Origin of the sequence: Nocardioides fonticola, from assembly GCF_039536805.1 — a bacterium.
In the GTDB taxonomy this organism is placed as follows: domain Bacteria; phylum Actinomycetota; class Actinomycetes; order Propionibacteriales; family Nocardioidaceae; genus Nocardioides; species Nocardioides fonticola.
Window position 1 is genome coordinate 36,433 of record NZ_BAAAZH010000011.1, and the last position, 12,838, is coordinate 49,270.

General features: G+C 74.3%; 16 protein-coding genes. 13 read left to right on the forward strand and 3 right to left on the reverse strand.

From position 1 onward, the window contains the following. The 5 genes from ABD671_RS06900 to ABD671_RS06920 all read left to right on the forward strand — a co-directional run. Nucleotides 1-912, forward strand: a 912-nt coding sequence (locus ABD671_RS06900; protein WP_344732547.1) for a biotin/lipoyl-containing protein, incomplete at its 5' end; no start/stop codon positions are given. Beyond that, the gene (locus ABD671_RS06905; RefSeq protein ID WP_344732548.1) at nt 909-1,901 is read left to right on the forward strand and encodes a hydroxymethylglutaryl-CoA lyase; all 993 of its coding nucleotides are present in this window, start codon (nt 909-911) and stop codon (nt 1,899-1,901) included. The genes ABD671_RS06900 and ABD671_RS06905, both read left to right, overlap by 4 nt. Then, nucleotides 1,898-3,004 (forward strand): hypothetical protein, encoded by a 1,107-nt coding sequence (locus tag ABD671_RS06910; RefSeq protein WP_344732549.1) that lies wholly within the window; start codon nt 1,898-1,900, stop codon nt 3,002-3,004. The genes ABD671_RS06905 and ABD671_RS06910 overlap by 4 nt, the downstream gene beginning before the upstream one ends. 11 nt (nt 3,005-3,015) lie before the next feature. Then, nucleotides 3,016-4,146 carry a hypothetical protein gene (locus tag ABD671_RS06915; RefSeq protein WP_344732550.1) on the forward strand — a complete coding sequence of 377 codons (1,131 nt, stop codon included), beginning with the start codon at nt 3,016-3,018 and terminating at the stop codon, nt 4,144-4,146. Then, nucleotides 4,146-5,360 carry a hypothetical protein gene (locus tag ABD671_RS06920; protein ID WP_344732551.1) on the forward strand — a complete coding sequence of 405 codons (1,215 nt, stop codon included), beginning with the start codon at nt 4,146-4,148 and terminating at the stop codon, nt 5,358-5,360. Before ABD671_RS06915 ends, ABD671_RS06920 begins: the two co-directional genes overlap by 1 nt. On the opposite strand, the gene ABD671_RS06925 is transcribed toward ABD671_RS06920, so the two are convergent. Beyond that, the gene (locus ABD671_RS06925) at nt 5,321-6,022 is read right to left on the reverse strand and encodes an EcsC family protein (protein WP_344732552.1); all 702 of its coding nucleotides are present in this window, start codon (nt 6,020-6,022) and stop codon (nt 5,321-5,323) included. The two genes, ABD671_RS06920 and ABD671_RS06925, sit on opposite strands and share 40 nt — an antisense overlap. Nucleotides 6,023-6,040: 18 nt before the next feature. Between ABD671_RS06925 and aat the strand changes: the two genes are divergently transcribed. The 4 genes from aat (at nt 6,041) to ABD671_RS06945 (ending at nt 8,082) form a co-directional block, all read left to right on the forward strand. Beyond that, a complete protein-coding gene (gene aat, locus ABD671_RS06930; RefSeq protein ID WP_344732554.1) occupies nt 6,041-6,751 on the forward strand; it encodes a leucyl/phenylalanyl-tRNA--protein transferase in 711 nt (236 codons plus the stop codon). A gap of 60 nt (nt 6,752-6,811) precedes the next feature. Then, on the forward strand, nt 6,812-7,300 hold the full coding sequence (locus ABD671_RS06935) for a hypothetical protein (protein WP_344732555.1): 489 nt from the start codon (nt 6,812-6,814) through the stop codon (nt 7,298-7,300). A gap of 65 nt (nt 7,301-7,365) precedes the next feature. Continuing rightward, on the forward strand, nt 7,366-7,761 hold the full coding sequence (locus ABD671_RS06940; protein ID WP_344732556.1) for a DUF302 domain-containing protein: 396 nt from the start codon (nt 7,366-7,368) through the stop codon (nt 7,759-7,761). 54 nt (nt 7,762-7,815) lie between these two features. After that, nucleotides 7,816-8,082, forward strand: a complete 267-nt coding sequence (locus ABD671_RS06945) for a metal-sensitive transcriptional regulator (RefSeq protein WP_344732557.1) — start codon at nt 7,816-7,818, stop codon at nt 8,080-8,082. A gap of 1 nt (nt 8,083) precedes the next feature. Here ABD671_RS06945 and ABD671_RS06950 read toward each other — a convergent pair whose 3' ends face one another. Further along, entirely contained in the window at nt 8,084-8,950 is an 867-nt protein-coding gene (locus ABD671_RS06950; protein WP_344732558.1) for an Fpg/Nei family DNA glycosylase, read from the reverse strand. A 72-nt stretch (nt 8,951-9,022) separates the two neighbouring features. Between ABD671_RS06950 and ABD671_RS06955 the strand changes: the two genes are divergently transcribed. Beyond that, nucleotides 9,023-10,225, forward strand: coding sequence for an ATP-binding protein (locus ABD671_RS06955; RefSeq protein WP_344732559.1), 1,203 nt, complete (start codon nt 9,023-9,025; stop codon nt 10,223-10,225). Nucleotides 10,226-10,247: 22 nt separating this feature from the next. Further along, entirely contained in the window at nt 10,248-10,520 is a 273-nt protein-coding gene (locus ABD671_RS06960) for a hypothetical protein (protein WP_344732560.1), read from the forward strand. On the opposite strand, the gene ABD671_RS06965 is transcribed toward ABD671_RS06960, so the two are convergent. After that, nucleotides 10,514-10,981 (reverse strand): GNAT family N-acetyltransferase, encoded by a 468-nt coding sequence (locus ABD671_RS06965; RefSeq protein WP_344732561.1) that lies wholly within the window; start codon nt 10,979-10,981, stop codon nt 10,514-10,516. The genes ABD671_RS06960 and ABD671_RS06965 overlap by 7 nt on opposite strands. A 79-nt stretch (nt 10,982-11,060) precedes the next feature. Between ABD671_RS06965 and ABD671_RS06970 the strand changes: the two genes are divergently transcribed. Then, nucleotides 11,061-11,840: a glycerophosphodiester phosphodiesterase family protein gene (locus tag ABD671_RS06970; RefSeq protein WP_344732562.1), complete on the forward strand. Its 780-nt coding sequence runs from the start codon at nt 11,061-11,063 to the stop codon at nt 11,838-11,840. A gap of 33 nt (nt 11,841-11,873) precedes the next feature. Continuing rightward, complete coding sequence (locus ABD671_RS06975) at nt 11,874-12,836, forward strand: DUF5926 family protein (protein WP_344732563.1); 963 nt, start codon at nt 11,874-11,876, stop codon at nt 12,834-12,836. The last annotated feature ends 2 nt before the right edge of the window (nt 12,837-12,838 follow it).

Consider the following 12,838-nt stretch of genomic DNA (forward strand, 5'->3'; position numbering starts at 1 on the left):
GGCCATGCCATCGAGGCCCGGGTCTACGCCGAGGACGCCTACGCCGGGTTCCTGCCGCAGGCGGGCACGGCGACCTTGGTGCAGTGGCCCGAACGGGTCGAGGGCATCCGACTCGATCACGCGCTGGAGTCCGGGCAGGTCGTCAGCACCGCCTACGACCCGATGCTCGGCAAGGTGATCGCCTACGGCGACGACCGCGAGGAGGCCCGGGCGCGGCTGGTCGAAGCGCTCGACCACACGGTGATCCTCGGGCTGACCACCAACACCGGCTACCTGCGCGCGCTGGCCGACACGCCCGAGTTCACCGCCGGCGCCCTCGACACCGCGTGGCTCGACCACCACCAGCTGCCGGCGCCCGACGACGCCGACGCGCGCGTCCTGGCTGCCGTCGTCATCTCGGCGGAGGCCGGCGAGCGGCCGGGGCCCTGGCGGGGCGACGGTTTCCGCAGCTCGGGCGGCGTCGCGCCGGTCATCCGGCACGGGCACACGTTCCCCGTGCGGCGCGGCTGGTTCTCCGCCTGGCGAAACCGCGACCTCGTCGAGATGACGCTCGACGACGGCACCACCGGATCGGTGCGACTCAGCCGGAGCGCGGTGGAGGTCGTCGTCCGCGGGCAGCGCTTCGTGTTCGCCGCCCGCGACACCGCCTGGACCGGCACGAGCGCCGGTGACGGCACGGTCACCTCGCCGATGCCCGGCACCGTGCTCGACGTGCGCATCGCGCTGGGGGCCGAGGTGGCCGAGGGCGACGTGCTCGGCGTGGTCGAGGCGATGAAGATGGAGCTCGCCCTCACCGCGCCGTTCGCGGGCACGGTCACGGCCGTCGACGCCGTGGCCGGCGCGCAGGTCGCGCTCGGCGCCCCGCTGTTCGTCGTCGAGCCCGTCGTCGAGCCCGCCGGGGGGACCGCATGAGCGGCGCGGACGCCGTCGGCCTGCCGATGCGGGTGCCGGCGGCCGGGCTGCCCGAGGCCGTCACGATCTACGAGGTCGGCCCGCGCGACGGCCTCCAGAACGAGAAGGCGGTCGTGCCGCTGGCGGTGAAGGCGGAGTTCGTCACCCGCCTCCTCGACGCCGGGCTGCCGATCGTGGAGGCCACCAGCTTCGTGCACCCGCGGTGGGTGCCCCAGCTGGCCGACGCCGCCGAGCTGATGACCGAGCTCGGCGACCGGCTGGGCGATCGCGCCCGCGACTTACCCGTGCTGGTGCCCAACGACCGCGGCCTCGACCGCGCCCTCGCGCTGGGGCAGCGGCACGTCGCCGTCTTCGGCTCCGCCACCGAGACCTTCGCCCAGCGCAACCTCAACTGCGGCTACGAGGAGCAGTTCGCGATGTTCGCCCCCGTCGTCGAGCGGTCCCTGGCCGCCGGGATCGACGTGCGGGCGTACGTGTCGATGTGCTTCGGCGATCCATGGGAGGGTCCGGTCGCGCTCGAGCGGGTCGTGGCGGCCGGCGTCCGCCTGCTCGGGCTCGGCGCCTCCCAACTGAGCCTGGGCGACACGATCGGCGTCGCGACCGCCGGTCATGTGACGGCGTTGATCGAGGCGTTCGGTGCGGCCGGCGTCGGTGTCGACCGGCTCGCCCTGCACTTCCACGACACCTACGGCCAGGCGCTGGCCAACGTGCAGGCGGGCCTGCGCGCCGGCGTCACCACCTTCGACGCCTCCGCCGGCGGACTCGGCGGTTGCCCCTACGCCCGCAGCGCCACCGGCAACCTGGCCACCGAGGACCTCGTCTGGATGCTCGAGGGTCTCGGCATCGCCCACGGTGTCGACCTCGCCGCCGTCGCCGCGACGAGTGCCTGGATGGCCGGGCATCTGGGGCGGCCCAGCCCCTCGGCCGCCGCCCGCGCCCTCGCCCCGGCGCTCGACCGCCCGGCCGATCAGGCAGAATCGGGCGGGTGAGCGGCCCCCGGCGGATCTTCCTGCACATCGGCGCCCCCAAGACCGGCACCACCTACCTGCAGGACCGGCTCGCCCGCAACGCCAAGACCCTCGGCCAGCATGGCGTGTCCTTCCCCGGTCGTGGCGTCGGGACGAGCGCCCCGCTCTTCCACTTCCGCGCGGCGCTCGACCTGCTCGGCCAGGACTGGGGCGGCCCGCCCGGACACGCCGAGGGCAGCTGGGAGGCCCTCGTGCGTCGCGTGCGCCGCGCGTCCGGCGACGTGATCATCAGCCACGAGATCCTGGCCCCGGCCCCCGCTGAGCAGGCCGACCGTGCCAAGCGCGAGCTGGCCGGCGACGACGCCGAGGTGCACATCGTCTACACCGCCCGCGACCTCGGGCGGCAGATCCCCGCGGCCTGGCAGGAGAGCGTCAAGCAGGGACGCCGGTGGACCTACCGCGCCTTCACGCGCCGGGTGAAGCGGCGCGAGTCGTGGTTCTACCGCTCCTTCGACCTGCCCTCGGTGCTCACCACCTGGTCGGCGGGCCTGCCGCCCGAGCAGGTGCACGTCGTCACGGTGCCGCCGCGCGGGAGCGGCGGCGACCTGCTGTGGGAGCGCTTCTGCGCTGCCGTCGGGATGGACCCCGCCTGGGCGCCCGAGGAGAGCACCCGTCGCAACCCGTCGCTGGGCGCGGCCGAGACGACCGTGCTGCGCCGCCTCAACGCCGAGCTGGGTCGGACGGCGCGCCGCACCCGGGAGTTCGACGAGCTCGTGCGGTCCTACCTGGCCGAGCACGAGCTGGTGGGCCGCGACTCCCGACCGGTCCCGCTGCCGCCGGGCATGTACGAGTGGGCGGCCGCGGAGACCGAGCGCTGGATCGAGTGGGTCGAGGCCAGCCGCGTGCAGGTCGTCGGCGACGTCGCCGACCTGCGGTTCGCGCCCACCGAGCGGGGCCCCCGCAAGGGCTGGGGCAACCCCGACAAGGTCGCGAAGGCCGAGCAGCTGGACGCCGCCCTCGTGGCGCTGGCGGCCATGACGCGTGAGGCCGCGCGGCGTCCCCAACCGACCGAGCAGCTGGTGGCCCGCGTCGTCGACGGCGTCCGGCGACTGCGCGACCAGTGAGCGGTCCGGTGATGGCGAGCGAGGGCACCGGGATCGCCTGGGCGTGGGTCGAGCACCTGCGGGCCGGCGGCACGACTGCATGGTCCTCCTGGCTCGCCGAGGGTGCCGTGGGCGCTGCCGGCACCCCGGACGCGACCCGCGTGCTGCCCGGCGCCCAGAACCTCGCGCTGCTGCGCCGCCTCAACCTCGCCGCCCCCGGCGGCGTCGACCCGCGCACCGCCGACGCCGTCCTCGCGGCCTCGGCGACCGGGCGCGGACGCCCGGTCTACACGCTCGCCGGCCTCGGTCCGCACCGCTGGGGCCCGCCGCCGGTCGATCCCGACACGTTGGCCGACGCCGAGCTCGTGCGCATCGCCGCGAGCGTGCTGGCCGACCGGCTCGTTCCCCGGGCCGATCGGCTCAGCGTGCCGCGCGCCGGACGCCCGCGCCCGTGGCGCCGTCGTTACCGCCTCGTCGGCGACCCGTGGTGGGCCGACCCGGCCCGGGAGCGGTTGGTCGCGGCCGGTCGCCCGCCCGGCGGTGCCGGCTCCGTGGTGCTCGTCCTCGCCCGCCCGCTCGACGAGATGCTCGCCGACGGCTGGACCGCTCGCGCCACCTCCCGCGCCGCCGTCACCTACGACCGCTGGCTGGGTCAGGCCGCGCGCGGCCGGCTCCCCTTCGCCACCGATGCGTACGCCACCGCCGAGACCTGGGCCGAGCGCGTCGGCCGCCGGCGCGTGCACGTCGTCCTCGACCCCGAGGCCCTGCCGGGCCTGCTCGGCGTCCGCTCGCTGCCGGCGCCGCCGGTGCTCGGCGCGGACGCCGTCGAGCTGTGCCGCCGCGTCGCCATCGCCCTGGGCCATCGTGTCGACCCCGCGACCCGCCGGGGTCTGCTGCGCGAGGTGCTCGTGCCCCGCCTGGCGTCGCTGCCGGTCGGCCCGCGCCGGCGCCTGGGTATCCCCGCCCGGCACCGCGACTGGGTCGCGGAGCGGGCCGAGGCGATCCGCGCCGGCATCGAGGCCGGTGGCTACCCTGTCGTCGGCGACCCCGCCGTGCTCACCGCCCTGGGCCCCTCGACCGCTCGCCCGCGCGGCGCCGGCGTCCTGGAGCTGGCCGTGGGCCAGCTGGTCGCCGCCGACCGCGAGACGCAGGGGGTGAGCTGATGGCCCGCAGGGTCCTCCTCCACGTCGGCACCCCCAAGACCGGCACCTCCTACCTCCAAGACGTGCTCTTCCGCAGCCGTCTGGAGCTCCAGCGGGCCGGCATCCTCTACCCGGCCGACCGCTTCGACGCCCACTTCCTGGCCGGTCTCGACCTCATGCAGCTGCCGTGGGGCGGGCTGGAGGCCGAGGCGATCGGGGCCTGGGGCGACCTCGCCCGCCGCGTCCGCGAGCACAGCGGGACGGCGATCATCAGCCACGAGATCCTCGCCAGCGCCAGCCGACCGCAGATCGAGCGCGCCCTGGACTCCCTCGGCGCCGGCTCCGGCACGGAGATCCACGTGCTGCTCTCGGTGCGCGACCTGGTGCGCCAGATCCCCGCGGAGTGGCAGGAGAACGTGAAGCACCGCAGCACGATCTCCTACGAGGCCTTCCTCGCCCAGCTCGCCGACCCCGCCCGCTCCGGCCGGATCGCGTCGTGGTTCTGGAGCGTCCAGGAGATCCCCGACATCCTCGACCGTTGGGCGGCCGGCCTGCCGCCCGAGCAGGTGCACGTCATCACCGTTCCGCAGCCGGGCGGCCCGGCCGACCAGCTGTGGCAGCGGTTCAGCGCGGCCTTCGGACTCGACGGGCTCGCCCTGCGCCACGAGGCCATCCGCGCCAACCCCTCCCTCGGTGTCCCCGAGACGGCGCTGGTGCGGCGCATCAACGCCTCGGCGAACGCCGTCCTCGAGCCGCGCCACTACCGTCCGCTGGTGCGCGAGCTGCTCGCCCACCAGACGCTCTCCCGGCGCACCGGCAGTCCGCGCCTGGCCCTGCCGCCGGGAAGTCACGCGTGGGCGCTGGACCTCTCCATCGGCTGGGCCGAGGAGATCCGTGCCCGCGGGTACGACGTCGTCGGCGATCTGGCCGACCTGGCCGGGGCGCCGGTCGCCGTCCCGTGGACCGATCCGGCGCACCCGGACGAGGCGCAGGTCGCCGATGCGGCGGTCGACGCCCTGCGCGCCGTCCTGCTGGAGACGGCGCGGCTGCGCGAGCGCGAGGAGCAGTTGGCGCGCGACCTCGACGACGCCCATCGCGCCCTCGAACGCGCCTACCTGCGCCCGACCTACCGGTGGCGGGAGAAGACGGTGCGGCGCCTCCAGGGCGGGCGCCTCGGTCAGCGGCTGCTGGCGCTCTACCGCTCGGCGCGGGGCAGGAGCTCCCTCTCGGCGTAACGGCCGAGCTTCCAGGTCGAGTAGCCGTCGGCGCCCATGCCGACGACGCCGCCGACGACGGGCACCCGGCGTCCGACCGTGACGGCCAGCCGCTTGCCCGCCACCCGCTGGATGAGGTCGGAGGCGACCTCGCCGGTGATCAGGCGGTCGAGGGTGGGGTCGGCGTACTCGGCGTTCGCCAGGCCGTAGGGCGTGGCGGGCAGCACCTTGTCGCGCACGAGCCCGGCGACGGTGTCCTCGCCCATGAGGATCGCGAGGATCGCGTTGCGGGTGCGCGGGTCGTCGAGGTCGTAGCCGCGCAGATGCGCGATGCCGGCGACCATGCGGCTCTGCACCAGCGCCACGCCGGCGAGGTTGGCCGGCACCGTGACGGCCGCGCTCACGACGCCGCCGATGTTGGTCAGGAAGCCCTGGGCGCCCGCGTAGCGCACGTGGTTCTCGATGACCTCGTGGATCGCGCGGGAGACGTCGCCGCGCTGCTCGCGCAGCTGCTCGTCGGCGGCCGCGGCCGCGGGCGGGAGGGGTCCGGCGCCGAGGATGGCGCGGTTGAGCGCCTCCCGGACGAAGGTGGCGGTGACCCCGGGCGCGAGATCGGTGACCTTCGGAGCGAGCCGGGCTGCGGCGGTGGCCGCCAATCCACGGCGGCTGGGGGTGCGGGCCATGGCCCCGATACTAGGAGGGTGCCCCTCGAACCTCCGCCGACCCCGTGGGCATTGCCGGGACCCGACCGGTTCGACCCGGACGACGATCTCGTGGCGATGGGGGCCGACCTCGAGCCGGGCACGCTGCTGGCGGCGTACCGCAGCGGGCTGTTCCCCATGCCGTCGGGTCCCGCCGGGCTCGGACGCCGTCGCGGGGCGATCGCCTGGTTCTCTCCGGTCCGGCGCGGGGTGCTGCCGCTCGAGGGCCTCGTGGTCTCCCGCTCGCTGCGGCGCTCGTGCCGCGACTACGAGATCCGCCTCGACACCGCCTTCGACGACGTCGTCTCGGCCTGTGCCGACCCGCGGCGTCCCGGTTCGTGGATCCACCGCGACATCCGCCGCGGCTACGGGCGTCTCCACGAGCTGGGGTGGGCGCATTCGGTGGAGGCCTGGGCCGACGGCGAGCTGGTCGGCGGCCTCTACGGGGTGGCGATCGGCGGGCTGTTCGCCGGGGAGTCGATGTTCCATCGACGGCGCGATGCCTCCAAGGCCGCGCTCGTGGGTCTCGTCGAGCTGATGCGCGACGACCACGCCGAGCGGCGCGTGCTCGACGTGCAGTGGCGCACCGACCACCTCGCCAGCCTGGGGGTCGTCGAGATCGACCGCGACAGCTACCTCACACGCCTCTCTCAGGCGTTGCCACTACCGTTGCCCGCGCCCTTCGACGACGGCGTCCGCGGACACCTCTGAGGGCGCCCGCATCCCGGCCCCGACGGCCGGCCATCCGCGTCACCGAGGAGCACCGATCGCATGAGGACCCCCACCCGCCCCCTCACCCACTCTCTCGCCGGTCTGAGCGCCGGCGTCCTGCTGCTGGGCGGTCTGCTCAGCGGCTGCGGGGGCGGTGACGACTCCTCGGCCGAGCCGTCGTCGGGGTCGACGACGGCGAGCTCGGCCACCGACACCGGCGCGTCCGGCGGCACGGGCACGGTCGCGCAGGACGCCGACACCGAGAAGTTCTGCTCGGCCTACGCCGAGATCGTGAAGAGCGGCAGCGACGACCTCGCGGTGCAGAAGAAGGCGATCGACGAGCTCGAGGCGATCGGCGTCCCGAAGTCGATGGACGCCGACGCCCGGGCCGGCTACCAGCTGCTGGTCGACGCGATCACCACGGCCAAGACCGCCGACGAGCTGAGCTCGCTGGGGGAGAAGCTCAGCCAGAGCGACACCGACAAGCTGCTGTCGTTCTCCCAGTACCTCACCACCTCCTGCGCCAGCCAGCTGGGCGTCGGGAACTGAGCCTGGCTGAGCCGGTCTGAGCGTTCGCTTGGAGTAACCCCCTAGGGGGTTCTATGCTGGTCGGTATGACGAGCTACACCCTGACCCGGGAGGTCCCGCGCCCCTTCGACGACGTGCTCGCCGAGGTGCGGGCCGGCCTGGTCGAGCAGGGGTTCGGCGTCATCAGCGAGATCGACCTGGCCGGCACGCTCCACGCCAAGCTGGGCGTCGAGGTGCCGCCCCAGGTCATCCTGGGCGCCTGCCGTCCGCAGCTCGCCCACCAGGCCCTCCAGGCCGACCCGTCGGTCGCCGCGATGCTGCCGTGCAACGTGGTGGTCCGGTCCACTGGACCATCCGAATGCGTGGTGGAGGCCTTCGATCCTGACACCATGGTGACGATGACCGGAGGCGCACCCGCCCTCGCGCTCGTCGCCACCGACGCGCGAGCGCGCCTCCTCGGCCTGCTCGACGCCCTGGCCTGACCCGGGCCGGACGACGTCACCGACCACCTCCACCCACCCACGAAGGAGCTCGCCATGGATCTCGAACCCACCGAGATGAAGGCGATCATCACCCGCATGAAGCGGGCGCACGGCCACCTCGGCAGCGTCATCCGCATGATCGAGGAGGGCTCGGACTGCGAGTCCGTGCTCACCCAGCTGGCCGCGGTCAACAAGGCGATCGCCCGCAGCGGCTACGCCATCGTCGCCACCGGCCTGCAGCAGTGCCTCGCCGAGAGCGAGGACGGCCTGGAGAGCGTCGACATCAAGAAGATGGAGAAGCTCTTCCTCGCCCTGGCCTGACCTACTTGAGCAGCTTGCTCATCCGCCGGTCGGCCAGCGGCTTCCCGCCGGTCTGACACGTCGCGCAGTACTGCAGGCTCGAATCGGCGAAGCTGACCTCGCGGACGACGTCGCCGCACGCCGGGCACGCCTGGCCGGTGCGGCCGTGCACCGCCAGGTTCGACTTCTTCTCGCCCTTCAGCTCACTGGCCGCCAACCCCCGCGAGCGGTCGACGGCGTCCTGGAGCGTGGTGCGCAGGGCGGTGTGGAGGCGGGTGAGCTCCTCGTCGTCGAGGCTGTCCGCCGGCTTGAACGGCGACATCCGCGCCGCGTGCAGGATCTCGTCGGAGTAGGCGTTGCCGATGCCGGCGATCGTGCCCTGGTGGCGCAGCACCCCCTTGAGCTGCTTGCGGCCCTCGGCCCGCAGGATGCCGGCCAGGCGCTCGGCGGTGAAGTCGTCGGTGAGCGGGTCGGGCCCCAGGCTCGCGATGCCCGGCACGTCGAGGGGGTCGCGGACGACGTACATCGCCAGGCTCTTGCGGGTGCCGGCCTCGGTGATGTCCAGGCCGCTGCCGTCGTCGAGCACGACCCGGGCCGCGAGCGTCGACTTCGTGCTCGGCTTCGGCGGGATCGTGGGCATCTCGTCGCGCCAGCGCACCCAGCCGGCCCGGGCCAGATGCAGCACCAGGTGGGTGCCGGAGGCGTCGATGTCGAGGAACTTCCCGTGCCGGCCGACCGTGTCGACGAGGGTGCCCTCCAGGGCGCGCAGCGGCGGGTCGAAGGTCTTCAGTGCCGAGAACTGCGCGACGTGGATCGTCGTGATGGCGCGGTCGCGGAGCCGGCCGGTGAGGTCCTGGGCCAGCGCCTCGACTTCGGGCAGTTCGGGCATCGGGGCCATCGTAGGGGGGCGCCCCCGCGCGTCGTCTACGGTCGACGCTAGACACCCCGATACGGTCCGATCATGGACCCCATCCGCAACCCCTACGCCCCCGGCGCGGGCCAGCGGCCGCCCGAGCTGGCCGGGCGCGACGAGGAGTTGGCGGCCTTCGACGTCGTCCTCGAGCGGGTCGCGCGGGGGCGTCCGGAACGCTCGCTGGTGCTCACCGGGCTGCGCGGGGTCGGCAAGACGGTGCTGCTCAACGCGCTGCGCGGCGCCGCGGTGCGCCGCGGCTGGGGCACCGGCAAGCTGGAGGCGCGCCCCGACCAGACCCTCCGACGCCCGCTGGCCGGGGCGCTGCACCAGGCGCTGCGCGAGCTGGCGCACCCCGAGGTCGAGCAGGCCGAGCACGTGCTCGGCGTCCTGCGCTCCTTCGCCGAGCGCCAGGCCGGGCCCGACGCGAAGCTCAAGGACCGCTGGAGCGTCGGCATCGACGCCGCCCCCGTGCGCGGACGCGCCGACTCCGGCGACATCGAGATCGACCTCGTCGAACTCCTCTCCGACGTCGGCGGGCTCGCAGCCGACGTCGGCAAGGGCGTGGCCGTGTTCATCGACGAGATGCAGGACCTCGGCGCCGACGACGTCTCGGCGCTGTGCGCCGCCTGCCACGAGCTGAGCCAGACCGGACTGCCGGTGATCGTCGTCGGCGCCGGCCTGCCGCACCTCCCCGCCGTGCTCTCGGCGAGCAAGTCCTACTCCGAGCGGCTCTTCTCCTACCGCCGCATCGACCGGCTCTCCCGCGAGGCCAGCGACCGCGCGCTGACCGCCCCGGCCGCCGAGGAGGACGCCGCCTTCGAGGCCGCCGCCCTCACGGCGATGTACGAGGTCACCGGCGGCTACCCCTACTTCATCCAGGCCTACGGCAAGGCGGTGTGGGACCTCGCGCCCCGCTCACCCATCACCGCGGACGACGTCGCGGTGGCCGCTCCCGAGGCCGAGCGCGAGCTCGCCGTGGGGTTCTTCGGCTCCCGCTACGAACGCGCGACCCCGGCCGAGCGCGACTACCTGCGGGCGATGGCCGACGCCGCCGCCGATCTCGGGGCCGACCCGGTCGGCGCCGTGGCCACCGCCGACGTCGCAGCGGTGCTCGGCAAGAAGCCGCAGTCGCTCTCGCCCGCCCGCGACGCGCTGCTCAAGAAGGGCCTGATCTACTCCGGCGAACGCGGCCGGATCGCCTTCACAGTCCCGCACTTCGGCCGCTACCTTCGCGAGCAGGCGGGCGAGTGACCCGGCGCGAGGAGGGGCGAGGATGACGCAGGGCACCGATCCGGTCGGCCAGACCGAACTGCTGCGCACCGAGGCCCGGGTGATCGCGGCCGTCGGCGAGACCGTCCGTGCCCTCGCGACCGCCCTCTTCCTCATCGCCGGCCCCTTGCTGCTCGTCGTCGTGGTGCGGGGGCTCACCGGCGATCTCGACCGTCTCGACTGGTACGTCTTCACCGGCGCGGTCGGCCTGGTGCTGGCGGGTCTGTGGTGCCTGGCCTCGGGCAGCGAGATCCGGCACGGGCGCGGGCCCTACTGAGCCAGGTCGAGACTCAGGAACACCGAGTTCGGGTCCTCGACGTAGGACCCGAACGGCGGGCAGTCCAGGAACCCGTGCCGCCGGTAGAGCGACCGCGCCGGCTCGAAGAACGCCATGCTGCCGGTCTCCAGCGAGATCCGACGGACGCCGCGCGACCGGGCGTCGTCCACGGCATGCGCGAGCATCGCGGCGGCCACCCCGCGCCCGCGGACGGCGGGCTCGGTGCGCATGCTCTTGAGCTCCTCGTGGCCCGGCTCGAGCGCGGCCAGGGCGACGGTGCCCACCAGGACGCCGTCCAGGTGGCCGGTCCACAGCCGCACCCCCGGCGCCTGCAGCGCGGTGAGGTCGAGCGCGTGCCGGCTCTCCGGCGGCGCGGTCGGCGCGAGGTCGTCGAGGTGCGCCTGGAGGAACGCGACGAGCGCCGGGTCGTCGAAGACCGCGCGGGTGATCGAGAGGGTCACGCGCCGATCATGACCGACGTCATCGATCGATCCGCGAACCTGCGGGACGCCGTCCGTCGGGAGTGGCCAGAATGAGGGCATGCGGCCGCAGGTCCTCGCCCACAGGGGAGCCAGTTTCGAGCACGCCGAGCACACGTTGGGTGCCTACATCGCGGCGCTCGACGAGGGCGCCGAAGGGCTGGAGTGCGACGTCCGGTTGACGGCCGATGGCCACCTGGTCTGCGTGCACGATCGCGATCTGCGCCGCACCGCCAGCAACCGCGGCGTCGTCTCGACGATGGATCTCGCCGACCTCGCCGAGCTCGACTTCGCCGCCTGGAAGCACCCGTGGGCCGAGCTCGACGACGAGCGGCCCCTCCGCGACGAGACCCTCGACAGCGTGCTGACGCTGCGCAAGCTCTGCGAGGTCGTGGCCGACTACGACCGCCGCGTCGACCTCGCGATCGAGACCAAGCACCCGACCCGGTACGGCGGCCTGGTCGAGCGCCGGGTCGTCGACATGCTCACCGACTTCGGGTGGACGGCGCCCGGCGGTCCGGCACGCGTCATGAGCTTCTCCTACACCGCCCTCCAGCGGGTCGAGCGGCTCGCGCCGCACGTGCGGAAGGTGATGCTCATCGAGCATGCGCGGGCCTGGCCGATGCTGCGGCGCGTCGTCGGCGAGGACTGGATCCTCGGCCCGGGCATCGCGATGCTGCGCGAGCACCCGAAGCTCGCCGAACGGATCACCGCCGCCGGCCACGACCTGCACGTGTGGACCGTCAACAAGCCCGCCGACCTCGAGCTGTGCCGCAGCCTCGGGGTCAAGGCGGTCATCAGCGACCGCCCCGCCTACATCCTCGACCTCCTGGGCGCCTGAGTGCGGACGGCGCCGATCGCATAGGGTCCGGGCATGGCGAAGAAGTCCCGAGTGAAGGCCCGCGCGTCCGTCGAGACCCCCGGCGAGGTCGGTCCCCGGCAGCCCTGCCCGTGCGGTTCGGGACGCCGCTACAAGGCCTGCCACGGCGCCCCCGGCGGGCCCGCGGCGATCTTCGTGAGCCGGCCCTTCGCCGGCCTGCCCGGCGAGTGCGACATCGTCGCCCTCCGCGAGCTGGTGCCCGCCGCCACCGCCACCCTCACGCTGGCCCCCGAGGTCTCCCCCGAGCGCGAGGACCGCAGCGTCGTCCTGTGCTCGCTGCTGCCCATGGCGGCACCGGCGATGGTGCGCGACAGCGGCGCGATCTGGCTCGGCCTCCAGGTGCAGCACGCCTTCGGCGACCCCTCGCGCGACCTCGCCGCCGTCCTGACCGCGGCGCTGGAGGCGGCGGCCGCCGGCGAGCCGGGCATCGTCGGACTCACCAGCGACCCCGGTCCGGGTCCGCGGCTGCAGGACCTCGTCGATCTCGATGCTCCCCTCGATGTCACGGTGCACGAGGGCTTCGACTACTGGGTCGCCGACGTCGAGGGTCGTGACGACCTCGCCGGTGCCCTCGACCAGGCGAACGAGGCCGCCTACCCGACCGTGCGGCTCACCCAGGTCGAGCACGCCTACTGGACCAACGTCGGCACCAAGGAGCACCTGCGCTGGGTGCGCCCCGAGCCCGAGGACCGCCTCCTCGACGCCCTCGCGCGGCTGCACGCCGCCGGTGAGGACCGCCTCGTCGAGGACTCCCGCCTCGTCGGCATGTTCCGCGCCCACGGCTTGCTCGCCCCGGTCTGGGACCTCCCGCTCGGCACCGGCGCCGAGGCCATCGAGGAGCCCGCCACCCGCTTCGGCGAGGCCCTCGAGCGCGCCCTGGCCGACGAGACCCCGCTGACGGCGTCCGAGCGGTCGGCTCGGGCCGGGCTGGCGAACCGGCAGGTCACCATCCGCTGAGC